This is a genomic window from Gemmobacter serpentinus (assembly GCF_008973825.1).
Taxonomy (GTDB): domain Bacteria; phylum Pseudomonadota; class Alphaproteobacteria; order Rhodobacterales; family Rhodobacteraceae; genus Gemmobacter; species Gemmobacter serpentinus.
In genome coordinates this window covers 1-26,637 of the sequence record NZ_WCHR01000030.1, presented here as the reverse complement: position 1 = coordinate 26,637, position 26,637 = coordinate 1, and the positions used below count along the sequence as shown (strand labels likewise).

Annotated in this window: 12 protein-coding genes and 2 pseudogenes; 2 read left to right on the top strand and 12 right to left on the bottom strand. The window is 65.4% G+C overall.

The genetic code is table 11. The features are described from left to right. Position 1: 1 nt before the first annotated feature. Positions 2 to 910: a cupin domain-containing protein gene (locus tag GBJ34_RS15875; protein ID WP_151720183.1), complete on the bottom strand. Its 909-nt coding sequence runs from the start codon at positions 908 to 910 to the stop codon at positions 2 to 4. Positions 911 to 1,064: 154 nt separating this feature from the next. Between GBJ34_RS15875 and GBJ34_RS15870 the strand changes: the two genes are divergently transcribed. After that, the gene (locus tag GBJ34_RS15870) at positions 1,065 to 1,652 is read left to right on the top strand and encodes an NAD(P)H-dependent oxidoreductase (protein WP_151720182.1); all 588 of its coding nucleotides are present in this window, start codon (positions 1,065 to 1,067) and stop codon (positions 1,650 to 1,652) included. Here the strand turns inward: GBJ34_RS15870 and GBJ34_RS15865 are convergent. After that, positions 1,637 to 2,419, bottom strand: a complete 783-nt coding sequence (locus tag GBJ34_RS15865) for a DNA-binding transcriptional regulator (RefSeq protein ID WP_151720181.1) — start codon at positions 2,417 to 2,419, stop codon at positions 1,637 to 1,639. The two genes, GBJ34_RS15870 and GBJ34_RS15865, sit on opposite strands and share 16 nt — an antisense overlap. 446 nt (positions 2,420 to 2,865) lie before the next feature. On the opposite strand from GBJ34_RS15865, the pseudogene GBJ34_RS15860 reads away from it, so the two are divergent. Beyond that, a pseudogene (locus tag GBJ34_RS15860) lies at positions 2,866 to 4,358 on the top strand (ISL3 family transposase). A gap of 22 nt (positions 4,359 to 4,380) precedes the next feature. Here the strand turns inward: GBJ34_RS15860 and GBJ34_RS21245 are convergent. The 10 genes and pseudogenes from GBJ34_RS21245 to GBJ34_RS15810 form a co-directional block, all read right to left on the bottom strand. After that, complete coding sequence (locus GBJ34_RS21245) at positions 4,381 to 4,650, bottom strand: transposase (RefSeq protein ID WP_192931255.1); 270 nt, start codon at positions 4,648 to 4,650, stop codon at positions 4,381 to 4,383. A 372-nt stretch (positions 4,651 to 5,022) separates the two neighbouring features. Further along, a complete protein-coding gene (locus GBJ34_RS15850; RefSeq protein ID WP_151720179.1) occupies positions 5,023 to 5,238 on the bottom strand; it encodes an MbtH family protein in 216 nt (71 codons plus the stop codon). Between the two features lie 10 nt (positions 5,239 to 5,248). Further along, on the bottom strand, positions 5,249 to 6,013 hold the full coding sequence (locus GBJ34_RS15845; RefSeq protein ID WP_151720178.1) for a thioesterase II family protein: 765 nt from the start codon (positions 6,011 to 6,013) through the stop codon (positions 5,249 to 5,251). Beyond that, positions 6,010 to 7,593, bottom strand: a complete 1,584-nt coding sequence (locus GBJ34_RS15840; protein WP_192931254.1) for a cyclic peptide export ABC transporter — start codon at positions 7,591 to 7,593, stop codon at positions 6,010 to 6,012. The genes GBJ34_RS15845 and GBJ34_RS15840 overlap by 4 nt, the downstream gene beginning before the upstream one ends. A gap of 8 nt (positions 7,594 to 7,601) precedes the next feature. After that, a complete protein-coding gene (locus GBJ34_RS15835; protein WP_151720176.1) occupies positions 7,602 to 8,288 on the bottom strand; it encodes a 4'-phosphopantetheinyl transferase family protein in 687 nt (228 codons plus the stop codon). Continuing rightward, on the bottom strand, positions 8,285 to 9,565 hold the full coding sequence (locus GBJ34_RS15830) for a class I SAM-dependent methyltransferase (RefSeq protein ID WP_151720175.1): 1,281 nt from the start codon (positions 9,563 to 9,565) through the stop codon (positions 8,285 to 8,287). Before GBJ34_RS15830 ends, GBJ34_RS15835 begins: the two co-directional genes overlap by 4 nt. Beyond that, positions 9,562 to 17,940: a non-ribosomal peptide synthetase gene (locus GBJ34_RS15825; RefSeq protein ID WP_192931253.1), complete on the bottom strand. Its 8,379-nt coding sequence runs from the start codon at positions 17,938 to 17,940 to the stop codon at positions 9,562 to 9,564. Before GBJ34_RS15825 ends, GBJ34_RS15830 begins: the two co-directional genes overlap by 4 nt. After that, positions 17,940 to 18,962, bottom strand: coding sequence for a thioesterase domain-containing protein (locus GBJ34_RS20875; RefSeq protein ID WP_404811436.1), 1,023 nt, complete (start codon positions 18,960 to 18,962; stop codon positions 17,940 to 17,942). The genes GBJ34_RS15825 and GBJ34_RS20875 overlap by 1 nt, the downstream gene beginning before the upstream one ends. A gap of 30 nt (positions 18,963 to 18,992) precedes the next feature. After that, a pseudogene (locus GBJ34_RS15815) lies at positions 18,993 to 21,998 on the bottom strand (non-ribosomal peptide synthetase); the annotation flags it as partial. Continuing rightward, entirely contained in the window at positions 21,995 to 26,623 is a 4,629-nt protein-coding gene (locus GBJ34_RS15810; protein ID WP_226341228.1) for a non-ribosomal peptide synthetase, read from the bottom strand. The gene GBJ34_RS15810 and the pseudogene GBJ34_RS15815, both read right to left, overlap by 4 nt. Positions 26,624 to 26,637 lie beyond the last annotated feature (14 nt).

The window sequence follows — 26,637 nt, the reverse complement described above, 5'->3', positions numbered from 1 at the left end:
GCTATTCCGTGTCCGTCCTTGCGGTCGGATAGTCCGGACCGTTCCGCACCCAGCCCTCGCGCTGCGAGAAATCCATGCGGGGGGGGGAGAACAGATCGACGATCAGCGCCCCGGGCGTCAGCCAAAGCGTGGTGTGGATCGCGGGTGGCGGCAGCACGGTGATCGAGGGGCTGGCGCAGGCGATCCGCATGTCATCGCGCCAATGCGCCATGTTCGGGGTCCAGGGCCAGCGGAGGTGATGCTCGAAATCGCCGGTCAGGGTCAGGCTGATCTGCTCGAATGTGGCGTGATGGTGGGGCGAGACCTGGCCGGTATCGCGCGCGGCGGCAAACGGGGGCATCAGGTTCACCATCATTGTGGTGCAGCGGAAGATCCGGCCGAATTGGCCCGGTGCCTCGGGCAGGTCCAGGTCGTAGGCGCGCAGGCGGAATCCCTCCACCGGATCGGGCCAGGGCTGGAAGGGCGGGATGTTCGAGTTCGCCTCCACCACCGGGTTGCTACACAGGGCCACCAGATCGGCGGAGCGGGTGGTGAAGGCAAAGGTGACCGTCCCTTTGCCCGAGACCACCACGCGGCTGTCACCGGGGGGCAGGATGAACAGGTGGTTGCCGGGATGGTCCTCCACCGATCCTTGCGCCGTGCCGATGGTGAAGCGCAGGCCGGGGTCGGTGGAGAAGACCATGTATTCGTCAAGTTGACCTTTGCGGGTGAACACCGCCGTGCCGTCCAGCGAGACCACCCGCAGGACAAGGTTGGTGGAGCGCATAACCCAGGCTTGCCATCCTGGTCCCTGTTCCTGCGGTTCCGTCCCGGTCAGATCGCCAATCTCCGGCCCACAAAAAGGCCCGGGAAACCCCTGTTCCTTGCGAGCGGGGGCAAGCGCCTTTCGCGGGTCGCTGTCATCGAACATGGCGGGCTCCTTATATCTCTCCTGCGCCCGGGGTCGCACAGGATCGGCTGCGGCGCACGGAAAACCCGATGCCGTTCCATCTGGCGGAACTGAGCCGTGGCTTGCTTGATCCCCCTTCCGCGCGGTGACAGCAGTAAGGCCGGAGGAGACCCAGATGACCCGAACCCTCGTTATCCTGACGCACCCCGATCTGGCTGGCAGCCGGATAAACGCCACTTGGTCCAAGGCAATCCTGAAGGCGGGGGACATCACGCTGCATGATCTGCATGCCCGCTACCCTGACGACCAGATCGACGGCGAGGCAGAGCGGCAGCGGTTGATGGATCATGACCGGATCGTGCTGCAATTCCCGCTGACCTGGTATTCCTGCCCGCCGCTCCTGTCGCGCTGGCAGGGCGAGATCATGAAGCGGGGCTGGGCCTATGGCCCTGGTGGCCGGGCGCTGCGGCTGAAGACGCTGGGCATCGCTTTCTCCACCGGCTCGGACGGCCGCGACTATGCGCCTGATGGCCGTTATGGCCGCACGCTGGAGGAGATCACCACGCCCTTCGAGCTGATGGCCAAGCATACCGGCATGCATTACCTGCCGCATTTCGCCCTGACCGGCGTGCGTGCGCTGGATAACGAAGCCGTGGCCGCCTCGGCCAAGGCTTATGTCGACCACCTGCGCCATGCCGTGCCGCGGATCACCGCCTCGGGCAAGGATGACCACCGGGCCCGAACGGTCTATCCCATGACCTGAGCCTCTGCCGGCCCGCTCTGCGCCATGCAGCCCTCGGCCGTGGTGCGAAGATCGCGTTTCAAGGCTTCGACATCGACCTGCGTCCGGGCGAAATAGGTGATGCCGAAGGTGCCCACGATCTTGGCCCCCAGCCGCAGGGGAAGGGCCAGCGAATGCGTCTCGGGCTGGATGTTGCCCATCCGCTCGCCAAAGCCGCTGGCGCGGGTCTGGGCGGCCAAGACTTCTGCCTTGACCGCGATGGCTTCGGCCTCCTCCTCATCTGCAGCCGATTGCTGCAGCAGGGACACCAGATGCTGGCGCTCCTCCTTTGGGCAGAAGGCCAGATAGGCTCTGCCATGGGCATAGTCCAGCAGGGTCATGCGCCGGTTGATGGTCGATTGGTAATGCGACAGCGGGCTGAGCGGGATCGTGCTGTAGCGGATCACCAGCGCATCTACATCCAGCGTCGCCAGCGCCGTGGGCCAGAGAGTGCGCCGCGTCAGCTCTTCTGCCGCCTGGCGTGCGCGGTCGAAGATCTGTGGCAATCCGTGATGCCCGGCCCCCAAGGCCGCTACCTTCCCGGTGACGCTGTAGCCCGACTGCCGACCCAGCTTATGCACGTATCCTGCCGCGACCAGTGTCTCCAGCAGCCGCACGACAGTGGGGGCGGGAAGATCCGCCTCTGCGGCAAGATACTGCACCCGGACAACTGGCATACGGTTCATCAGCTCGAGGATTTTCAGCGTTCGTTCAACAGAGCGGACGGTCTTGGGGAGTTCGGAAGACATGCCAGATCCCTAAAAATCACCTGAAAACCACCATTTCCACCGTATAATACTATATTGTCGGTGCGAACACTCGCGCATTTGTGTTTTGCGGATCATTTCGAGAGGTTGCGCCAAGTCCGATCTGGTGGGGCAAAGCCGTCTCCCTGCGGCGGATTTGTCGGTTCGCTGCTTCTATATATCGCTCGCCCTTGCTTCGGTTGAGTACGGGTCATCGAGGCGTCGCGCTGTTCTGACTACCGGTAATCTGCCAGATCCGGCCCATTTTCGAGTTTTCGGGATATCTTTGGATCGGGTTTCATCGTCAGATTGGGCTGGGTTTCCAGTTTCGTGACGGTTTCACCGCTTTCCCGTTTGTGTTTCGGCGTGCGATCTTGCACCTGACGCGGATTTGGTGCAGTTGAGCTTCTAACTCTCTACATTTCGGCCTTCTTTCAGGGAGGTTACCGATGTCGTCATGGCTTTCACGCCGAGATTTTCTGCCGGCAGGGCTTACGGCCGATCAAGTCTAGCTCGATGGCAATACGATCCGTATCCATGTCCGCTCCTTGTCGACCGCAGCCGCCTGTCCACACTGCACAAGCATTTCGGACCATGTCCACAGCGGGTATCGACGTTGGCCAGCCGATGTTCCTGCGCATGGGCGCGCCGTAGAAACTATCTTGCAGGTTCGGCGCTTCGTTGCCGCGCGCCCGGCTGTCCGGCCCGGATCTTCGCTGAGCGGTTCCCGCTCGGCATCACCCGACCACATATGCGACGCACCTCGCGCTTGCAGGATCTTGTGCGTCACCTCGGTCTTGCCCTTGGCGGACGACCGGCTCAGGCGCTCGCCCGGCGCCTACTTGTGCCGGCAAGCAAGGACAGGTTCTTGCGTGGGGCGCGGACGATGGTGGGCCCCGCCTCCGAACCCCTGCGCGTGATCGGCATCGATGACTGGGCATGGCGCAAGGGTCAGCGTTACGGCACGGTGATTTGCGATCTGGAACGGCGGCAGGTGATCGACCTGCTGCCCGATCGTGAGCCTGCCACCGTGAAAGCCTGGCTCCGCGCACATCCCGACATCCGGATCACTGCCCGCGACCGTAACGGCGGCTATGGCGGGGCCGCCACCCGTGCCCTGCCAGAGGCGCTTCAGGTCGCCGATCGCTGGCATCTGCTGGAAAATGCAAGCGCCGCATTCCTAGGCGGCCTTACAGCGCAGCATGCCCGTCATCCGCAGGGCGATCGGGGCGAAGACGCTCGATCCCGCGCTGCGGACGGCAGCGGAAGGGCTGCCATACGAAGGCTTTCGGCGTCGCCAGCAAACCAATCGGATGGTGAGGAAGATGGCCGGTGAGGACCTCCCCATCAAGGATATCGTCCGCGCGACCGACCTCAGCCGCAAGCTCGTTCGCCAGATCCTGCGTGGCGAACGCGAAGATCTCTTCCGCATCCGCGAAAGCAGTCTGACACCCTGGCTGCCACGGCTGGATCGGGAGTGGAACGGCGGCTGCCGGAATGGCACCGGCTGAGGGAGGATGGTTTTCGCGGCAGTCTCCGGGTCGTCGGAGAATGGGCAACACGCCAGCGCCGCGCCGAGCAAGGTATGCCAAGGGGGATGGGGAAATCGCCACCTGCCCGCAGAATTGCGCGGCTCCTGACCATGGGGCGGGTTCACCATTCCAGAGCCGATGCGCTTCAGGTCGCGCAAATCGAAGCGGCATTGCCCGCCCTGCCGACCGCTTGGGCGCTCACCGACAGGTTCACGGAGATGGTTCGAAACGGACGTGAGGATATCTTGGCCAGCTGGCTCGATGAGGCGGAAGGCAGCATGATCGCGTCTTTTGTCCGAGGTCTCCGCAGCGACTACGCCGCCGTTGCTGCCGCCCTGCGCGAACCTTGGTCGGACGGCCAGACAGAGGGGCAGATCAATCGGCTGAAGGCTCTCAAACGCCAGATGTAAGGTCGTGCCAACATCGATTTGCTCAAGGCACGGCTACTCGCCCCGGCGTAAACCAGAAAATGCACCAACTTTGAGTCAAACCCAAAATTGGACGCCGATAGAGAGTCAGTTCTGCGCGCCGATTGATACGGACTTGGACTGCGAGTGACTTCTGGCGGCTGCACAGGGTGGTATGGTCCGGCATGGGCCAGTCCAGTCCTGCAAGCTTCATGAACGTCGGCACCATGCCGACCGCCTGGCGCAGCGGGGGTTTGAACAGAACCTTGGCGGAAAGGCAGAGCTGGATCGCCACGTTCCAAGAGCACCGCACGCCTACCGGTCTTGTCGGCTGGCTCCACGAGCCCGTGAATCTCGAGGTCGATCAGGATCGACATAGACCCGCGCGGCTCAAGAGCGGTTGCACGCGGGCCAGTGCTTGTGACGGGAGCAGGGCGGATTGTGCTGGCTCATGCCATCCGCCTAACTAACTGTTATCGCAAAGTGAATCATCACGCCGTGAACTTTGCAACTGCGACCATCGAGATTGCATATGTCGAGAATGGTTGCATCCTGCATGACCTCGCAAATCAATGCCAAGGAAATGGGCCGGGAAAACCCCGGCCTTTCGGGGGGGCGTCTATGCCAAACCCCTGCGACCGGACGGCGGCAGGGGAGGCGGGGCTGATCAGATGCCGCGCGGCAGGCCCTCACGCTCCATCGCTTCGCGCAGGGACCGTGGGCGCATATCGGTCCAGACCGTGTTGATATGATCCAGGCAGGCCGCCTTGTCACCCTGCATGCCATCGGCCACCCAGCCTGCGGGCAGCTCCTTGCCTTCGGGCCAGATCGAATACTGGTCTTCGTGATTCTTAACGACAAGATATTGTGGTTCGTTCGTCATGATATGCCTCTTAGTGGTGGGAAGGATGGAATGGGGCGGGCGCTGCCCCCGACAACATGCCCGTCAGGGTGGCCAGAACTTCGGCCTCGTGCTGATGCAGGAAGAAATGCCCGCCTTCGAACCAATGGACTTGCCCGAAAGCCGCGCTTTCCTGCTGCCAGCCGGCCAGTTCATCGGGGGCGACACGGTGATCCTGCCGCCCGGCAAAGACATGCAGCGTCGGCTTCAGCGCCAGACCGGGGCGATAGGCATAGCCATGCAACATCGCGAAATCCGCGCGCAGAGCGGGCAGCACGATCTGCATCAGCTCGTCATGGGCCAGCACATCCTCGGGGGTGCCGCCCAAGGCGCGCAGCCGTTCCAGAAAGGCGGGGGTAGGCAAGTCATGCAGCGCCTCACGGTCCAGCGCCCCGGGCCAGCGACAGCCAGAGGCCACCATCAGCCGCGGCAGGCGCAGATGCATCAATGTGCAGATCCGTGCCACCTCCAGCGCCAGAACCGCACCCATCGAATGGCCGAAAAACGCGAAATCCGTGGCCCCATCGGCCGATATCGCGGCGGCGATCTGCAGGGCAGCCTGTCGCATGTCTTGCAAGGGTGCCTCAACTCGGCGCTGCCCGCGGCCGGGCAGGCTGATCACCGACAGCTCCACCCCCGGCCCAAGCCGGGCCGACCAGGGCAGAAAGGCCGCCGCATTGCCGCCGGCATAGGGAAAGACGTAAAGCCGGGTGCGTGCCCCCGGTTTCGGCACCCGGATCAGCCATGGCGAGGTCATGCGACGCCTCCTGTCACCTGACCATCGGCAAGTTTGATCACCCGGTCCGCAACACCGAAATAGGCATCATCATGGGAAATGACGATGACGCCCTTGCCGCGCGCGCGCAGTTCCGGCAGCAGATCGTTATAGAACACCGCCTTGAAGGCCGGATCCTGATCTGCGGCCCATTCATCGAACAGATAGAAGGGCCGGTCCTCCAGATAGGCCGCAACCAGCGCCAGCCGCTTGCGCTGCCCGGTGGACAAATCGGTGGTCGAGAGGCTGCCGTGCTCCACCCGCACCTTATGTGCCATCTTGAAGCGTTGCAGGAAATGGGTGGCACGCTGTTCCATCCCCGGATCGTCCCGCCCGGGCAATTGCGCGAACAGATGAAAATCGGAAAAGACGGCAGAAAACGCCTGACGATAGGCCGGGCGGGCGGCATCGGGCAGGGGGGTGCCATCCACGATGATCTGGCCCTGATCGGGGGCGTAAAGCCCGCATAGCAGCATGGCCAGCGTGGATTTGCCGCTGCCATTGCCGCCCAGCAGGAACAAGATCTCGCCGCGCCGCACCGTCAGATCCACCGGCCCGAGGGTAAAGACACCGTCTTCGGCCTCGGAACGGTAGCTATGCGTCACGCCTTGCAAAGAGATCACTTCGGGGTGCATCGGCTCGGGCGCGGCGGCGGTGCCGCCGGGCAGATCGCTGGACAGTTGCGAGATGCGGGCAAGGGCCACGGCGGATTGCCGCAGGGGCGGCAGGCAGATCAGAATCTCGGCAACCGGGCGCACCAGATATAGCAGGATCAGCACGACCGACAGGGTTTCCGGCCCGGGCAGCCCGGTCGGGCCGAACAGCACCAGCCCGATCACCAGATAAAACAGGCTGTTGCCGATATTGGTCACCCAGACATAGGACGACATCGCTCCCACATATTCGCGCGCCACGGCATTGGCCGCAGGGCTGAGAATACGACCAAGGAATTGCGCGCCCCGCTGATGATTAAGCTGCAATTCCTTGCTGCCCTCGATCAGGGCGCGCTGATGGATATAAAGCTCGTCAATATGGCCGCGCAGTTGAGCCAGGCGTTGCAAGGGTTTGCGTTCCGCCAGACGAAAGCCGGTGGCGCCAAGGATCAGGCTGGCCAGAACCCAGAGAAAGATCCCCAGATCCTGTTGCGCCAGATAAGCGAAGCAGCCGATGGTCAGCAGCGCGTTGCCAAGGATCAGCGGGATCAGCTGCACCGAGCCTGCAAAGGCATCGATATCGCGGGTCAGAATGGTCAGCAGCGGCTGCCGCCCGATCTGCTGAAGCCGCAATTGCGGCGTGGCCAGCAGGCGCTGCCCCAGCGACAGGCGCAGATCCAGAACCACCTTCTGGGTGATGGCGATCAGCCGGGTCTCTGCCAGGATGCGCAGGCCCATTTGCGCGGCGGCGGCGGCAAAGAACCACAGCGCGAGGCTGGCGCTGCGTGTCTCGGATTGCAGGGCGCGGCTGATCAGGACAGCCATTGCCGCCGCAGCGCCGCCGCTTGCCAGCCCCAAAAAGACCGCCAAGGCCGCCTGCCGGGGCGCGGCACGGAACAGATGGGTCATCAAGGCCATCATGATTGCACCAGAACCAGCGTCAGAACCTCGGTCCGGTCCAGTTGAAACCGGGCCTGAAAGTCCTGCTTGCCCTGCGCCATATGCAGGCGGTCACCGGCGATGCCGGTCAACAGCACATCGTGAAATTCCAGCATCCGCGCATGGCGGGCCGATATGGCCTTGTAAAGCGCCTCCTTGGCCGAAAAGACCAAGGTGAGGAAGGCAGCAAGCCCGATCGTCTCGGGGCGCAGCGCGGTTTCGGCCGGTGTCATGATCATCCCGGTCAGGGTGCGGGCCTGATCTTCGGGCATGATGGTTTCGCAATCCACGCCAAGGGCGGCATGATCGCGGCTGACCGCCGCCACCACACGGCTGTCGCTATGGCTGATCGATCCGGCGGCACCCGCAGGCCAGACCGGCGCCCGTCCCTGAAGGCCCAGCACTTCGGGCAGGCCTGCGGCGCGCAGGGCAAGTGCGGCACAGATCCGTCCCGCCAGATATTCGCTTTGACGTTTGGGCACGGCACTGTGCAATGCCTCGGGCAGCGTCGCGCGCGCCGGTCCCAGCGGGTCGCCCAGATACAGCAGTTCGGGTGCCTGACCAGAGAGGGGCGTGGCAAGCGGGCCGGGTTGAAACCGCCCTTCGCGCCAGAACAGGCCAGGCAGGCCAAACGGGTTTTCAGTCAGCAGCGGAAACAGGATCATGCCGCCACCAGATAGGGGAAGGCCGGTGTCGTCAACATCTGCCGCAGCCGGGTGACACCGGCCGGGCTGCGATCCGGGGCGGGCGACAGCCGGTCAAGGATGGTGCGCAGGGGCGTTGTGCCATCACAGGCCGCATGGACCGCGCGCGCCAGCGGATCGGCGGGCAGGGCAGGCACCGGCCATTGGCTAGCCCTGCCACTGTCGGAATAGCGTTGATCTGCGCCCAGCACGAAGCTGCGGACAGGTGTCATGGCGGGGCGGAACCGTTGATCCAGAAAGGCCGCGTCAATTTCGGGGCGGCTGCGTCGCGGGCCCTGCCGCTGGACATAGAACCACAGCATGGGCGAGGCTTCCTGCATCAGCAGATTGGCGACCTGCCAGCGCGGCAGATCCTCCAGCGCGTCAAAGGCCTCACGGACGGGGCCGTCGGGCAGAGGCGGGTCCCAGCTGAACTGGCCGGACAATTTGTCGAACTGGTTCACGCAAGGTTGCAGGATCTGCAGCCCCGCACGCGCGCACATCGCGGCAAGGCTTTGCACGGTGTAGCTGTATTCCACAGGTTGCAGCAGGGAATCCGCCACCGCAGGTTCCGGCAGGTCGCGCTGGGCCGCAAGAAAGCCGGTCATGCTGCCGGGCAGGCGGCCATCGGCGATCAGATCACGGGTCATGGCCAGCTCGGACTCCAGCAGGCCCTGATGACCACGCGCGCCAGACAGCAGCCGTATGGCCTTTTGATAGGCCGTGGTGTGCTGGCGATGGTAGAAATTATAGACCATCAACTCCATCACGCCCTGCGGTTTCAGCGCGCGGGCCAGCGTGGCCAGCGGGCGTTCGGGGTCGGCATTGTGATGAATGACGCCGGTGCAGATCACATGATCAAAGCAAGCCTCGTGACGGGGATCGTTCAGGCTTGCCTCCTCCAGCGTCAGGTTCTTGAGGCCCAGCTGATCGGCGGTGTTGCGCGCCACCTCCAGCGACCGGGTCGAAACATCGGTGCCCAGAACCTGCGCACCGGGAAAGCGCAACGCAGTCAGCACCGCCTGATTGGTGCCACAGCCCGCCACCCAGATCCGGCCATCAGAGGGGATGCGCGTGCCGCTGAAGTCGCCCAGTTCCTGCGCGATGAAGCGCGGCAAAAAGCCGGGGTCACCAATCTGCGGCAACACCATCGGCAACCATGGATAATTGAAGCGGCCATAGAAATCGCGGTTGATCCGGTCGATTTCGGCGGCATCCATCTGCGCGCTGGCATTGAACAGGTCGTGGCTGTCGCTCATCTGGTGACCTCCGGCATCGGGTGCAGGCTGTTGATCGCATCGGTCAGGGCGCCCACCTCAGGCGGTTGCAGGATCGAGAAATGATCTCCGGCGAGGCGAAGGGTGCGGGCCTTGGGCACCAGATGCAGCCAATCGGCCTGTCGCTGCGCGACCTCGCCCTGACCGTCGGCCAGGATCAGGCAGGTGGGCGGAGCGGATTGGGGCAGGGGCTGCGGTTGCCAGCGCGCCATCGCCTGACTGTTGCGCGCAAATGCCCGCAACAGCCGAGCCAGATAGGGGTTGGCGGCGGGTGCGTCGCCAGACAGATCCTCGGGCAGCAGACCCAGATGCTTGCGATGGGTGATCTCGGCCAGAAAATCGGCCTCGGCCTGTCGCGGGTCAACGGGGCCGCGCCCTTGCGGTGCGGGCGGGTCGATCAGCGTCAGATCCAGCACGCGATCGGGGGCGATGCGGGCCATTGCAAAGGCGACCAGCCCGCCAAAGGACCAGCCCGCCAGCGAAAACCGCCCCTCCACCTGTTGCAGATAGGCGCGGGCGCGGCTGTCGATATCAAGGTCCGGCGCGTCGGGATCGGCAAGAACCGCATCCTCGATGGCCAGAACCGGGCGGCCAGGCGCCACCTGCGATGCAAGCGCACGATAGGACACCACATCCCCGCCAATCGGATGGATCAGCACCAAGGGCGGGCCGAGGCCATTGCGCAGGACAACCGGGCCCTGTGCCGGCGCCGGGATGGCCAGCGCCGCCCTGACCACATTCACCGAAAATGGCCCCGATAACAGGCTGGCGGGCAGATCATGCCCCTGGTTCGCCAATGCCTCCAACACATCAAGGCCCAGCAGGGAATCTCCCCCCAGATCGTAGAACGATACCTCGGGGTCGATCCCATCCAGCCCAAGGAAGCGGGCGAAGACATCGGCAATATCAAGGGCCTCACTTTCCGGGGCCGCAACGGTGGGCGCGGCATCGGCGGGGGCCGATTGCAGGCGGGCCAACGGCAAAGGCGACACGATGAGCTGCGGCAGCCCGAGCCGAAGCGCGTGCTGGAAAACCTGCCAACCCTCTGCCTCGGACAGCGCGCCCTCATCGAGCGCGCGGGCCAGATCGGCCATCTTGCCGCTGCCCTGCATCAGCTTGCCCGACATGCCGATCCCGCGCCATGCGGGCCAGTTCACCGAAAGCAGGCGCGGGCCGCTGGCGGCTGACCAATCCTCGGCCCGGGCGTCAAGCCAGGCATTGGCGGCGGCATAATCGGCCTGACCCGCCACACCCACCACTGCGGAAAGAGACGAGCAGAACAGGATGAAATCCTGGGTCAAGGGCGCAAGGTGCTGAATGATCGCCTCGGCCCCCTGGCGTTTGGGGGCCAGGGTTGCGGCCAGTGCCGCAGGCGTCATCAGCTGCACCGCCCCGCCGCCGGGCAGCCCTGCGGCATGGATCACCCCTGCCAGCGGCTGGCCGTTCCGTTCGCGGGCGAATGCGGCCACCGCCGCCGCATCTGTGATGTCAAGCGCAAGGCCCGTGGTGCCGGGCAGGGCCCGCCCGCTGCGCGATGCCAGAATGACCTCGGTGCCGGGGGTTTGCAGCAATCCGCGCGCCAATGATTGTGCGATGCCCCCGCTGCCTCCGGTGATCAGGTAACAGCCGGGCCGGATCGCCAGCCCGCTTTCGGGGGTGGGGGCGGCGGCGCTGTGACCTGCCTGCCATAGCTTGCCTCGCTGATGCAGGTAATGCGCAAAGCCGCTGCCCTGCAGGGCAGGCAGGGGCGTCGCGGCATCTGTCGCCACCAGCCGCAGCGCGAGCCCCGGCAGCTCTGCCGCGACCGCGCGCAGAAAGCCCGACAGCATCGCCAGATCCGGGGGCAACTGGCCATCCGCATCAGGCCTGGCGCGCAGCGTCAGGCTTTGACCAACGCGGGCCAGTGCTGCCCCCTTGTCGCGCAGCAGCGGGAGCAGGGTTTCGGGCCAATTGTCATCGACATCCAGCACCAGACCGGCTTGGCTGGTGGGCGCTGCGGGGGCTGCTGGCACCCGCTGCCAGACCGGCGTCTGGAACCAGTCGGACCAGGGCAGACGGCGCGACGTGGCCACCGGCATGGCCGTCGCTATGGCACCGGGCAGGGCTGCGGGATGCAGATGATCCGTCAGCTCAAAGGCGCGCGGCGGCAGATCCCAGGCGGCAGGCACCTCCGGGCGTGGCAGATGGCGGGCGGAAAGCCCGTTCAACCAGGCATCGGCGACGGCCCGGGCACCTTGCGGCATAGGCCCGTCCTGAGATGCGGGGCTGACCGGCTGCACCCCATGCAGCAGGGCGATGGCGTCTTCGACATTGGTGCAGCAGATCGCCGCGCGGAAGGCGCTGTCGCGCGCCCCGCGCAGGCAGGCGGCGGCCAGACCGGGCAGGCTGGACCCCTGTTCCAGCCGCAATGCAAGGGCCTGCGCCTGCGCCCGCACCAGCGCTGCCGTGCGCCCATGCAGGACCAGCACCTGCGCGCCGGTCGGAGCGGGGGCCGCAGTATCCGGGGCAGGTGACAGCACCAGATGCGCATTGGTGCCGCCCATGCCAAAGCTGGACACACCCGCATAGGGCCGATCTTGCGGCCAGGGCGCGGCGCTGCCCTGCACGCGCAGCGCCAGGCGGGCAAAGTCGATCGCGGGGCTGGGGGCCACAAAACCCAATGTCGGCGGCAGAGTCTGATGCAGCATGGCCAGAACCACCCGGATCAGCCCGGCCACCCCGGCCCCGGCCCCCATATGGCCGATCTGACTTTTGATCGAGCCGATGGCAATGGCACCCTGCGGCCCCGGCCCATAGGCATCGCTCAGGGCTTCCACCTCGATGGGATCGCCAAGGGCTGTGGCGGTGCCATGCGTCTCGACATAGCCCAGCCGGTCAGCATCGATCCCCGCCTGCGCCATGGCCGCGCGGATCACCTCGGTCTGTCCGGTGGCGGAGGGGGCGGTGAAGCCCACCTTGTTGCTGCCATCGTTGTTGATGGCCGATCCCTTGATGATCGCCAGCACCCGGTCACCCGCCGTCTGTGCCGCCGCTAAGGGTCGCAGCACCACAAGTCCCCAACCATTCGCGGGCACCGTGCCATTCGCCGCCGCGGAAAACGGCGCGCAATGGCCATCGGCCGAGAAGATATGCCCGGGCTGGTGCTGATAACCCTCCAGCGTGGTCAAGGATATGTTGCAGCCACCCGCCAGCATGGCCTCGGCCTCGCCGGCACGCAGCGCCTGACAGGCTTGATGCACGGCGACCAGCGAGCTGGAACAGGCGGTCTGCACTGTCAATGCCGGCCCCCGCAGATCCAGCAGATGGGCAATGCGGCTGGCCAGAAAGTCCTTTTCCTGCAACAATGCCAGCGCATAGGCCGAAAGATCCTCGGCCCCATTGCGCTGCAATGTCTGGTGATAGGTGTTTTCGCTGCTGCCAACGATCAGGCCGATCCGCAGCCCTGCGGCATCCAGCCCGGCATGATCCAGCGCCTGCACCGCCCCCATCAACAGATGGCGTTGCTGCGGATCCATCAACCCGGCTTCGCGTGGCGGAATGCGGAAATGCTCCGCATCAAAGGCCAGCGGTCGCGCCAGCGACGAGACGGCATTCACATGCCCCGGGCCCTTGGCCGGGCCAAGGCGGATGGCCGAACGTCCCTCGCGGATCATCTGCCACAGATCTGCCAGATCCTCGGCCCCCGGCAGACCTGCAGCCATGCCGATGATGGCAATATCACCCGAGCGGTCGTCAGACGTCATGACCGCCGGGGCGGTTGGCATCGGGGCTGGACGCTGTGCATCGATATGGTCGGCCAACTGGACCAGCGTCGGATGGCGGAAGAACGCAACCAGGGCCAGATCGGGTGCCAGATCCTGTCGGGCCAGGGCATGGACCTTCATCAAGGCCAGCGACCCGGCCCCGGCATCGAAGAAATGTTGCTCCGGCTCCAATGCATGGCCCAGAACCTGCGTAAACAGGGCGCTCAAGCGTTCACGGGTGTCGCTGGAACCGCTGATGGGCAAAGAGCTGATCGGCGAGCTGATCGGCGCGGCAAGGCCCGCGATCAGTGCTGCCTTGTCCAGCTTGCCATTCGGGGTCAGCGGCATCGCCGCAACCGCGAACAGACGCGACGGGCGCATATGCGCAGGCAGGGCTTGGCCAAGCGGCTCTTGCAGATCGGCGGGCAAAGCCGTGCCGGTATAGAAGGCCAGAAGCTGCCCCTCATGCACCATCACGGCGGCGGCCTGCACATCAGGCAAGGCGCATAGTGCCGCCTCCACCTCGCCGGGTTCGATGCGGAAACCGTTCAGCTTGACCTGATCATCAAACCGCCCGAGATAGGCCATATCGCCATTTGGCAGGCGCATGGCGCGATCCCCGGTGCGATAGCAGGGATGACCGTCCAGCGGGGCAAAGCGGCTCGCGGTCAGATCGGGGCGGTTGAGGTAGCCCTGCGTGACGCAAACGCCACGGATGACGATTTCGCCTTCCTCACCCGGCGCGGCCTCGCGCCCATCGGGGTGCAGCAAGCGGATCTCGGCCCCTTGCATCGGGCGCCCGATCACCATGGCGCCGCGCCAATCGGGCACGCCCGCCATCCGGCTGGCCCAGGCGGTGATGCAGCCAACCGTGGCCTCGGTCGGGCCATATTCATTCACGATTTGCGCATTGGGCAGCAGATCCAGCACGGATTGCGCCAGATGGGTTGGCAATTGCTCGCCCCCCACCACCAACAAATGCGCGGTCTCGCAGCGGCGCCCCGCTGCGTAGGACAGGAATGCCACCAGATGCGAGGGCGTCAGCTTGAACAGAAGCGGCTCGGCCCCAAGCGCCAGATCGGTCAGCGCCGCCATATCGGCGGCAGGCAGGATGATCGCAGGCAGGCCCTGACAAAGCGGGCCAAGCAGGCTCGTCACCGTCGCGTCGAAATTCAGCGAGGTGCTGACAACCGCGCCTTGCAACGGGAAGGGGGCGAAATAGCTGGCGGCGACATGGTCCAGATAATTGGCCAGCGAATGGTGGTTGACGCAAACGCCCTTGGGCTGCCCGGTCGAGCCAGAGGTATAGATGACATAGGCGATGGCCTCCGGCCTCTCGGCGGGCCAGGGCTGCGGGCCCGGTTGCGACGGATGTCCCAAAGGCTGCACGATGCGCAAACCTTCGGGCAGATCCTCGGCATCGGTCGCGATCACCAGACGCAGGCCCGCGTCCTGCACCATGAAATTGCGACGGGCGGGCGGATAATCGGGATCCAGCGGCACATAGGCAGCCCCCAGCCGCAGGATCGCCAGCAGCCCGACCAAAAGCGGCAGGCCGGGGCGCAGCGACAGGCCGATGCGGTCGCCCGCCTGCGCGCCCTGCTGTTGCAAGGCGGCGGCAAGCGCCGCAGATTGCAGGTCAAGCTCGGCAAAGCTGAGCTGTTTCGTCCCCGATATTGCGGCGGGGGCATCGGGCCAAAGGGCGATGGCCCGGCCGATCCGCGCCATCAGGCCGGGTGGATCTTCCAGCTGTGCCAGATCGGGCAGACCTGTGGCCAGCGCGCGCGCGGTTTGGGTGAACAGGGTCTCGATCCGGTCCACCGCCGCCGGATCGAACAGGGCCAGATCATGTTCGATCTGACAGGACAGACCTGCCTCGGTCACGGTGGCAAACAGGGTCAGCGGGAAACGCGGATCCACCTTTTCGGGTGCCACAAAGCGCGCCGCCAGCCCCGGCAGGTGGTAGTCGGTGTTTTCCAGCACGAACATCGTCTCGAACGGTGCGCCGTGTTGGCCCGCCGCCCGCAGATCGGCCACCAGATGATCATAGGCCACATCATGCCCCTGGCGCATCGCCTGCACCTCGGCATCGACGCGGGTCAGCACATCCTCGGGCCGTAGGCCGGGGTCCAGATCCAGCCGACAGATCTGGGTATTGACGAACATGCCGACCACCGCCTCATAGCCCGGCGGACGCAGGCCGACCGGCAGGCCGATCGACAGCCGCGGGCCATGACCCGCACGCGCCAGCGTCAGGGCATAGGCGGCAAGCAGCAGGGAAAACAGCGACTGCCCGCGCGATCTGGCCAGATCCTGCAAGGCGGTCAGCACCGCAGGCGGCAGCAGGACATGCCGCAACCGGCCTGCCATTGGCGCCGGCAAATGCAGCGCCGGGGTGTTTCTGTCAGGGGCGGCCCCAAGGCTGCGCTGCCGATCCAGCCGCCGGCCCTGATAGGCGGGGCTGCCATATACCGCAGCCTGCAAAAGCGGATAGCCGGAATAGTCAGGGGCGGGCGGCAAATCCTGCCCGTCATAAAGCGCCGCCAGATCCGCCAACAGGATGTTCAATGCGGCACCATCCACCACGATGTGATGCACCAGCACCAACAAGCGTGACCCGATCACACCGGCGCGCAAAAGACACCCCGAGGCCAGATCGAAAGCCTGCCCAAAGAAGGCTGCCTCACTTTCGGGATGCTCCAATGCCAGGGGGCGGGGCGGATTGATCTGCACCTGCAACGCGCCATCCACCTCGGCAAAGCGGGCGCGCAGCACGGCATGGCGGGCAAACAGCGTGGTCAATGCCCGCTGCATCGCAGCCTGATCCGGCGCAGTTTCGAAATCAAAGCGCAGCGGGATGGAATAGGCGGTGGAGGCGGGCTGCATTTCCTGTGCCAGCCAGAGCCGCCGCTGCTCAGACGCGGCGGGGTAGGTTTGGCGCGGCGGCGGCAGGGTGGCTTCGGATACGGCCTGTCGATTGCCCTGCGCGTCTTGCAGCAGATCGGCCAGCGGGCGGGCCGAAAGCAATTCGCTCAGGCTGACCTGCAGGCCGCGCGCGCGCCATTCTGTCACCAGCCGCGCCGCAATGAGCGAGTCACCCCCAAGCTGCAAAAGGCTTTGGCCGGGCGGGATCTCGCCCTCCCATAGCCGGGTCTCGGCGGTGATCAGCGCCCGGCGGTCCAGCTTGCCATTTGCGGTCAGGGGCAGGCGGGCGAGGAAGGTCAGGCTTTGCGGCAGCATATAGTCCGGCAGGCTGATTGCCAGGTCGCGCCGCAGATCGGCGGCGGTTAGGCCGGGCTCTGCCACCACAAAGGCGCAAAGCCTGCCATGTTGCAGGGCGGCTGCCGCCTGATTGACCTGCGGATGGGCCAGCAGACGCGTCTCGATCTCGGCCAGTTCGATCCGGTGGCCACGGATCTTCACCTGTTGATCCAGCCGCCCGCCGCAGTGCAAAACGCCTTCATGCCAGCGCGCCAGATCACCGCTGCGATAATAGCGCCGCCCGTCAAGCTGCACAAATTTCGCGGCGGTCTCGTCGGGCTGATCCAAATAACCCTCGGCCAGACCGCTGCCACCGATCAGCAATTCGCCCCATTCCCCCGATGCCACCGGCACCAATGTATCGGGCATCACCACCAGAACCGGGGTGTCGCGCAGCGGCTGGCCGATCGGCACCAGGGCGGGGTGATCGGCCCGCGCCCAATCTGCCGCCGTCATGCGATGCGCCACTGCAAAGGTCGTGCATTCGGTCGGGCCATAGCCATTGGTCAGCACCAATGCGCTACCCGGTTGCGCGGCGAACAGGCGGTGGATATGCGCCGCACTCGCGGCCTCGCCGCCCAGAACTGCCCAATCCAGCCCAAGCAGGCAATCGGGGCGCAGCTCTGCCAGAAGGTGAAACAGGCTGGTCGTGAAGAAGGCGCCGGTCACCCTGCGCGCACCCAAACCCACGGCCAGCAGATCGGGGTCAAGTCCCGCATCGCGGCCAAAAGGTACCAGCGTGGCCCCATTCAGCAGGGCAGCCCAGATCTCGAAATTCAGCGCGTCAAAGGCGGGATTTGCCAAAAGCGCGATGCGGTCCTGCGCGGTGATCGTCACATAATCCGGTGCCTGCGCCATCCGCAGGATCCCCGGCTGCCCGATCCGCATCAGCTTGGGCAGGCCCGTGGTGCCCGAAGTATGAAAGAGGCAGGCGGGTTGACCCATATCGATGGCAGGCAGCGCCACCTCGGGTGCGTCCTGCAGATTGCGCAGCTCTGCCCACGGGCCCGGCGGCAGCGCGGGCTGGTCCGCATCCGACAACACGAACGCTGCGCCTGCGCGCGACAACAGCATGGCCAGACGTGTGGCAGGTTGCGCCACGCCAAGCGGAAAATAGAGCGCCTGTGCCTTCAGCACGGCCAGAATGGCTACGACCAGCGCAGCCGAACGTTGCATCCGCAACCCCACCACCATGCCCGGGCGCAGGCCCTGCGCGATCAGCGCGCGGGCCTGCGCATCGCTGGCGGCATCAAGCTGGCGATAGGTCAGGCGTCCTGCGGCGGCCTCATCAATCGCGATATGATCCGGGGCCTTGGCGACCTGCGCCGCGAATTGCTGCAACAAACCCGTCATCATTTCCCCCCGGTCGGCATCAGCCGCCCCGCCAAGACCTTGGTGATGATCTGTGCGATGCGGCGCACGTCATCGCCCTCCAGCATGGTCGAATGATCGCCTGCCGTGCATTTGAACAGGAACCGCCCCTTGCTCCGCATGTGCCAGAAAAAGCGCAAAAAGCGCAGCTGAGCACGATTGCGGCCCCGGATGGCCTGAATCAGGATCACACGCCCGTCATTGCGGCGGAAGTTCCAACGCCGCGAGGCCAATGTGTTGTGATTGTAGATCCGATGATATTGATCGATCTGTGCATCGTCGATGCCGGGGAACATGCCGTTATAGGTGACCAGCTTGGACCGGAACTCTGCGGCATCAGAAAGGGTCTCGTTCTCGGTGATCGCCGGATCGTCGGACCCAAGCGCATCCAGCATCACCGCCGTCGCGGTGTCATGCCCGGCCAGATGCAGGCGGCGCACCATTTCATAGGCCACCATCCCGCCAAACGAGGCCCCGGTGATCACCAATGGCCGATCCAGCAGATCACCGATCAGACCGATATAATGATCGGCCATGGCGCCGATATCGGGCAGCATCTCGTCCCCCGGATAGACCCCGACGGACTGGATCCCCCAGACGCCGTGATCCTCGGGCAGTTCCTTGGCCAGAGACAGATAGGCGAAGGCCGTGCCGCCGCCCGGGTGGATACAGACGACATTCACCGCCCCCCCGCCCTTGCGGAAGCAGATCGGGTTCTGCGGACGCTGCCTTTCGCGCCCCGCGCGCAGCACCCCACCCAGATCCTCGATGGTTGGGTGGGCGATGATCTCGGTTACCGCCAGTGCGGTTCCCAGTTCGGCATTGATGCGATGCACGATCTTGATGGCCGAAAGCGACGTGCCGCCAATATCGAAGAAATTGTCGCGCAGGCCGATATTCGGGTGCAGAAGAACCGAGGACCAGATGTTGTAAAGCCGCAGTTCCAGATCATCGCGCGGGCTGGCCGTGTTGACCTGACGGCCCGGTTCCGGTGCCAGCGCCACCAGCGCCCGGCGGTCGATCTTGCCGCGATCCGTCAGGGGCAGGGCGGCCAGCCAGACATAGCGATGTGGCATCATGTAGCTGGGCAGAACCTTGGCCAGCGCGGCCTTCAGCGCGGGTTCCATCAGGGCGCTGTCCTGTCCCGGTTCGGCCACCACGAAGGCGACCAGATGGCGGGTGCCCTGATCGACCGCTTCGACAAAGGCTGCCTGAATGCCGGGCTGCGCCAGCAGCACCGCCGAGATTTCCTGTGGCTCGATCCGGTAGCCCCGGATTTTCACCTGAAAATCGGTGCGGCCCAGACATTCCAGCCGCCCGTCGGGACGCCACCGCGCCAGATCGCCGGTGCGATACAGCGTTTCATGTCCCGGTTTGGCAAAGGGATTGGCCACATATTTCTGTGCGGTCAGATCGGGGCGGCCCAGATAGCCGGGCCCAAGGAAGGGGCCGGACAGGCACAGCTCGCCTACCGCGCCCTCGGGCAGAAGGCGCCCGCGCTCATCCAGAATATAGACGCAGGTATTGGGCACTGGCCGGCCAATAGGGGCCTGCGTGGTTTCATGCGGCTGCAAGACTGCGCAGACCGTGATCACCGCCGCCTCGGAGGGACCATAGATATTGGCAAGCGGCAGCCCGCAGCCTTCGGGCAGGCAATAGCCCTACAGCCTATCGCCACCGGTCGAGACCGACCGGACCGAGGCAGGCAGGCGCAGGCCCGCGCCACACATCGCCTCCATCAGCCCGGTCGGCAGCCAGAAATGGCTGGGCATATGGTGGTCCAGCGCGGTCTGAAGCGCGCCGACATCGGCCAGATCTTCAGACGATAACAGGATCAGCCGACCCCCGACGCTCAGCGCGGGCCAGATTTCCCACATGATCGCGTCAAAGGCCGGATTGGCGGCAACGGTCTGGCTGCAGCGCGCATCCATGCCGAAATCGCCCGCCTGCCAGCGGCACATGTTCAAAAGGCCCAGATGGGTGTTCAACGCGCCCTTCGGCACGCCGGTGGTGCCAGAGGTATAAACGATATAGCTGATCGGATTGTGCCAGGGCTCTGGCGCGGTGGTGGGCAGGTCGCGCCACATGGTGTCATCATCCAGCGCCAGCGCGCCGGGCAAGGCCATCAGATCGGGGCGATCCGACAGCGTCAGCAACAGGCGGCTGGCACTGTCTTGCAAGATGCCGGTCACCCGGTCCATCGGGGCGTCGACCGGCATCTGCACGAAGGCCGCGCCCGCACGGTTCACCGCGACAATGGCCTCGATCATTGCGGCGTTGCGGCCGGTGGCCACCGCCACCGCATCCCCGGCCTGAACACCAAGGGCGCGCAGGTGATGGGCCAGCCGGTTTGCCCGCGCGTTGAGGGTGGCGTAGCTCAATTGCTGCCCTTGCCAGACCACGGCAATCGCATCGGGCGTGGTTTCGGCAAAATGCGCGACCAGCGCATGAGGCTCGGGCGGGTTCGGCCCGTCATCCCGCACAGGACCGCTGCCCAATGCCAGAAGCTGCGCCTGTTCAGCCGACGAAACCAGAGGCAGATCGGTCAGCACCGTCTCGGGGGCAGCCGCGATTCCCTCAAGCAGCGACAGGAAGGCGCGATTGTAGCGGGCGATCGTGGCGGGGGCGAAAAGATCGGTTGCATAGGTCCAGCCCAGACCCATGTCTGTCCCGCTGTCCACCAGACCCAGCGACAGCTCGAACTTGGCGCTGTTCATCGCGGTTTCGACCGCCTCGAATTGCAGGGGGCCGGGCGCGATCTTGTCACCGGCCTGCGGCTGCACCAGCGTGAAGGCCAGTTGTACCAGAGGTGCATGTGACAGGCTGCGCGGGGGGTTCACCTGCTCCACGATCATTTCAAAGGGCAGATTTTGATGGGCCAATGCGTTGGTCGTCTGACGGTTGGCATCTGCCAGAAAATCCACAAAACGCTGGTCCGGCAGTGGCTGCAAGCGCAGGGGCAAGGTATTCACCAGAAAACCGACCAACTGTTTCAACTCGTCGCGCTCGCGCCCGGCGACGGGCGTGCCGATCACCAGATCCTCGGTGCCGGTCTGACGGTGCAGAAAAGCAGCCCAAGCCGCCAGAAGCAATGTGAACAGCGAAACCCCCTGCACCCGCGCCAGATCGCGCAGCCTGGTGGCAAGCGCGGGCGGCACGCGGTCCGCCAAATGCCCGCCCGACGCACTCAGCACCGGCGGGCGCGGGTGATCGCAGGGCAGATCATGCAGATCCGGCGCGCCCTGCAACGTGGCGCGCCACCATTCGGCCAGCGCGGCACCATTTGAGGCCAACATGCGGCGTTGCCAGCGGGCGTAATCGGTGAATTGCAGCGCGGGCGCTGGCAGGGCCGCACCATGATAGAGCGCGATCAACTCCTCCAGCAGCACGGTATTCGACCAGCCGTCGGTGGCGATGTGGTGCAGTGTCAGCAGCAGATGGTGATCCTCGGGTGCCAGCCGGACCAGCACCGCCCGCAGCATCAGATCGCGGGTCAGATCAAAGGGCCGTTGCGCCTCGGCGGCGGTCAGGCTTGCCAATTCCTGCGGTGTCATCTGATGCACCGGCAATGCAAAGGTGTAATCGGTCAGCACGCGCTGCGTCACGCCGCCGGGGCCTTCGTCAAACACCGTGCGCAGGACGGCGTGGCGATCCAGCAACCGGGCCAGCGCCTGTTCCAGCGCCGCCAGATCCAGCGGGCCGGTGAGGCGCAGGGTGAAGGGCACATTGTAAAGGCCTGCGGCATTCTCCATCCGGTCGATGACCCAAAGCCGGCTTTGCGAATAGGACAGGGGCTCTGGCCCCGGATCCGCCCCGGACTCTGCCTCCGATGCTGCGGCAGGCAGGATCGCCGTATCCTGCTGACCCGCATCTTCGGCCAGCCGTGTCAGCCAATCCACCAGCGCGTCACGTTGCCCCTTGATCCGCGCCAGCAGATCGGGCGGAACGCCCCCCTTGGCCTGAACAGCCAGACGCCCGTCTCGCAGGGAAAGGTGAACCCCGTTTGCGCGGGCATCATGCAGAAGATCGGCAAGGCTCATAGCAGGATCATATCCGTTTCAGACTCGTCAAGATCGGGGGCCAGCGTATCGCGGATCCCCTCTACCGCCTGCGCGAGGCTGGCAATATCGGGCGCAGCAAGGAAGGTGCGCAAGGAGATCACGACGCCGCAATCGCGCTGCACCCGCGCCAGCATTCGCAGCACATTCAGCGAATGCCCGCCAAGCGCGAAGAAGGAGGTATCGCGCCCCACCCGCTCCATCTGCAAAAGCTCGGCCCAGATCTGCGCCAGCAGCCGCTCGGTCTCGGTCCTGGGGGGCAGGAAGGTGACCGCAGGCGGCAGCGGATCGGGCAGGGCGCGGCGATCCACCTTGCCATTGGCATTCAGCGGCAGGGATGTCAGCGCGACCAGATGCGCCGGGATCATCTGATCGGGCAGGTGCCGCGCCAGACGTGCACGCAGCGCCGCGTCCTCGCCATCCCAGCCGGTCAGCCAGGCCACAAGCATGGCCTCGCCCGCAGGGTCCGGGCGCGCCATCACCACGGCCTCGGCGACGCCATTGGCCAAAAGCGCGGCCTCCACCTCACCCAGTTCGATGCGCATTCCGCGGATCTTCACCTGATCGTCGGCCCGCCCCAGATAGTCGATATTGCCATCAGGCAGGAACCGCGCCAGATCGCCCGTGCGATACAGCCGCGCCCCTGGCGGGCCGAAAGGATCGGGCACGAAGCTGGCGGCGGTCAGGTCCGGTCGGCGCGCATAGCCGCGTGCCAGAGCAATGCCTCCGATATGCAGATGCCCGGCCACGCCCGGCGGCAGCGGGTTCAGCCCCTCGTCCAGCACATGCATCTGCACATTGGCGATGGCGCGGCCGATCGGCACGGTCTGGCCGCTGTCGCCGGGCTGGCAGGTGAAGGCAGTCACATCGACCGCGGCCTCCGTCGGGCCATAAAGATTGTGCAACCCGCAACCCGGCAGGGCCGCATGAAAGCGATCCTGCGTCGCGCGGGTCAGCGCCTGACCCGAACAGATCACGGCGCGCAGGCTGGTGCTTTGCGCAGGGTCGGTGACGGCCAGGAACACATCCAGCATCGGCGGCACGAAATGCGCCACGGTCACAGACCGTTCGCGGATCAGCTCTGCCATATAGGTCGGGTCCAGATGCCCGCCGGGCCGGGCGATCACCATGCGCGCGCCGGTCATCAAGGGCAGGATCAGTTCCCAGACGGATACGTCAAAGCCATAGGGCGTCTTTTGCACGACGCGGTCGGCGGGGCCGATCTCATAGGCCTCTGCCATCCAGAGCAGCCGGTTCACGATGGCCCGATGCGACACCGCCACCCCCTTGGGTCGCCCGGTCGAGCCTGAGGTGAACAGCACATAAGCGAGCGTCTCGGGCCCGGCCTGCGGGGCGGGGTTGTTGTCGGGGCCTGTGAGGGGGGTGGACAGCGGCAGAACCGGACCGGGCAGGGGGATGCCTTCCGCTCCCGGACCCACAAGGGTCAGGACCGGGCCCGCATCCTCGATCATCATCGCCAGCCGTTCGACCGGGGCATCGGGCGGCAGCGGCAGCCAGGCCGCGCCCGCCTTCAAGATGGCCAAGATCGCCACGATCATCTCGACCGAGCGGTCGGTGCACAGACCCACCACATGATCGGCCCCCACCCCTTGCGCCCGCAGATGATGCGCCAGACGGTTGGCCCGCGCATTCAGCGCGGCAAAGCTGAGCGTTTCGCCCGCATAGTCAACGGCAATCGCCTCGGGCCGGGCGGCCATACAGGCCTCGATCCGCGTGACCAGCGTCTGGCCCGGATCCAGGTCAGGGCGCGCCGTGGCATTCCAGGCCGCGAGATGCGCCTGATCCTCGGGCAGCAGGGCGGTAGTGGCAGGGCCTTCGGGGTCATTGGCCAACTGTTGCAGGCCGCGCAGATAAGAGTCGGCCATTCGCCGCACCGCATCGGGATCAATCCGCCTCGGGTCTGCCGCAAAGTTCATGACCAGCCCGCCACCCTGCGCAATGGCATTGACCACAAGCGCGAAATTGGTGGCCTCAAAGCTGCTGACGCCCTGCACGCCGCTGTCATCGGCCTGCACCAGCGACAACACATGGAAGTCGATGAAGTTGAAGATCACATCGAACAGCGGCTGATGGCCGCGATCCTCAATGATCTGCGCAAGCGGATAGAAGCGATGGCGCATCAGATCCAGCTCGGCCTCGAACAGACGGCGGATCATGGAGTGCCAGCTTTCCGGCACCAGCCGCAGGCGCAGGGGCAGGGTGTTCAGGAACAGCCCCAACACCTTGTCGGCGTCAGGGGCCTCGGTCCGCATATGGCTGACAAGGCCGGTGGTCACATCCTGCGTGGCCCCCCATTGCGCCAGAACCTGCATATGCACCGCCAGCAGAAGGCTGCGCAACGGCAGCCCAAACCTGTCGGCCAGCGCCCGCAGCCGCATCTGCAGATCGTGATCCACCGTGATCGAGATCGGCGCGAAGGCCGCATCGGGCTGTCGGGATGGCGGCAGGATCAGGGGGCTTTGCCCCTCCAGCCGGTCTTGCCACCACGCGCGCTGCGCCGGGTCGGACAGCGCCTGCATCTCTGCCGCGATACTGGCCGCAAAATCCGAGGCAAGCGGCGGCAGCGTCACGCTTTCGCCCCGGCGCAGGCGCGACCAGACGGTCAGCAATTCGGCCTGAAGGCTGGCCACGCTCCAGCCATCCAGAATGGCGTGATGCATCCCCAGGGTGATCTCCAGCTCCTCCGGGCCCAGAAGATGGACCAGAATGCGCAAGAGTGGTGCCGCATCCAGCGCAATGGGCTGTGCCTTCTCGGCGGCAATCGCCGCGTCCAGACGGCTGCGCTGCTGCGGGGCGGGCAGGGCCGACAGATCGATGATCTGCAGGGGCACTTCGGCATGGCGCTGCACCACCTGCATCGGACGCTCGAAACGCATCAGATCGAAACGGGTGCGCAGGATCGGATGGCGCGCCACGATCAGCGCCAGCGCCTGACGGAAACTCGCCTCATCCCATGACAGGCGCAGATGGAAGCTGAACACATCATGATAGACGGCAGCCGCGCTATCGGCCTCGGCATGGAAGGCCATGCCAAGCTGTAGCCGCGTCATTGGCCAGAGTGTTTCGGCATCCATTGGCATCAGGGCAAGGTCGGATGCAGACAGGGGCGGCAGGCTGGCCGGTGCTGTCTCAAAGTCCTCGGCCAATGCAAGGGCCGCGATGGTCTGATGGCGGAACAGACTGCCCAGGCTGAGGCGCAGCCCCTGATCCCGCGCCCGCGCGGCCAGGGTGACCGCGCGCATGGAATCCCCGCCCGAAGCAAAGAAATTGTCATGGATGCCGATCCGGTCGCGGCCCAGAACCTCGGCCCAGATCACTGCCAAAGCCGCCTCGCGCGGCGTGCGGGGTGCAGTGTAATCCGGCGGTGCCTCGGCCTGCGGCGCGGGCAGGGCGGCACGATCCACCTTGCCATTGGCCGTCAGCGGCAGTGCCTCCAATGCGACAAAGGCCGCAGGCACCATGTAATCGGGCAGGCGGGCCGCAAGGGCCGCGCGCAGCTCTGCCTCGGTCAGCGCGGAGCAATGCCAGGCGACCAGCCGCCCGTCACGGGCCAGCACAACGGCGGACTGCACGCCCGGCAGGGCCGTCAGCGCCGCCTCGATTTCGCCGGTTTCGATGCGGAAGCCCCGGATCTTGACCTGCTGATCGGCGCGGCCAAGATAATCCAGCCGCCCATCCTCCAACCCGCGCGCCAGATCGCCGCTGCGATAAAGTCGGGCACCGGGCGGACCATAGGGATCGGGCACAAAACGTTCGGCCGTCAAGCCGGGGCGATTCAGATAGCCGCGCGCCAAGCCCGGCCCGGCCACGAACATTTCGCCTGGAACGCCAATGGGCAGGGGCTCCATGTCCGGATCCAGCAGACGCACTTGCAGATCGGGGATTGGCTGGCCGATGGCACCTGTGGTCTGCACCGGATGCCGCAGCCATTGCCACGTCACATGCACCGTGGTTTCGGTGATGCCATACATGTTCACCAGCTGTGGTGCCTGATCGCCATGCGCCTCGAACCAGGGGGTCAGGCTGGCCGGGTTCAGCGCCTCGCCGCCGAAGATCACCCATTTCAGCGCCAGCTTTCCCGGCTCCTTCTGCGCCAGCCGCTGCGCAGCCAATTGGGCGAATGCGGAAGGTGTCTGGTTCAGCACCGTCACCCCCTCGTCCAGCAGCAGGCGATGGAAGGTCTCGGGATCGCGCGAGGTCAGCCAGGGCACGATGACCAGCGACCCGCCATGCAGCAGCGCACCAAAGATTTCCCAGACCGAAAAATCAAAAGCGTAGGAATGGAACAGCGTCCAGATATCGTCAGGTCCGAAGGCAAAACCGGGCTGGGTGGTCTCGAACAGTCGCAAAACGGCGGCCTGCGCGACCATAGTTCCTTTAGGTTTTCCCGTGGAGCCTGATGTGTAGATGACATAGGCGAGGGTGTCTTGGTTTGCGGGTGGATTGGGGTTTGTGTCTGTTGTGTTGGGATCTGCGGTTTCGGCCTCTGCTGTGAGGATCGCGATCTCTGGCAGTCCGAGGGATTTCAGGCGGGGGATGAGGTTTTCGGTGGTGATGACCGCGCGGGGTTTTGCGTCGGCGATCATATAGCTGATCCGCT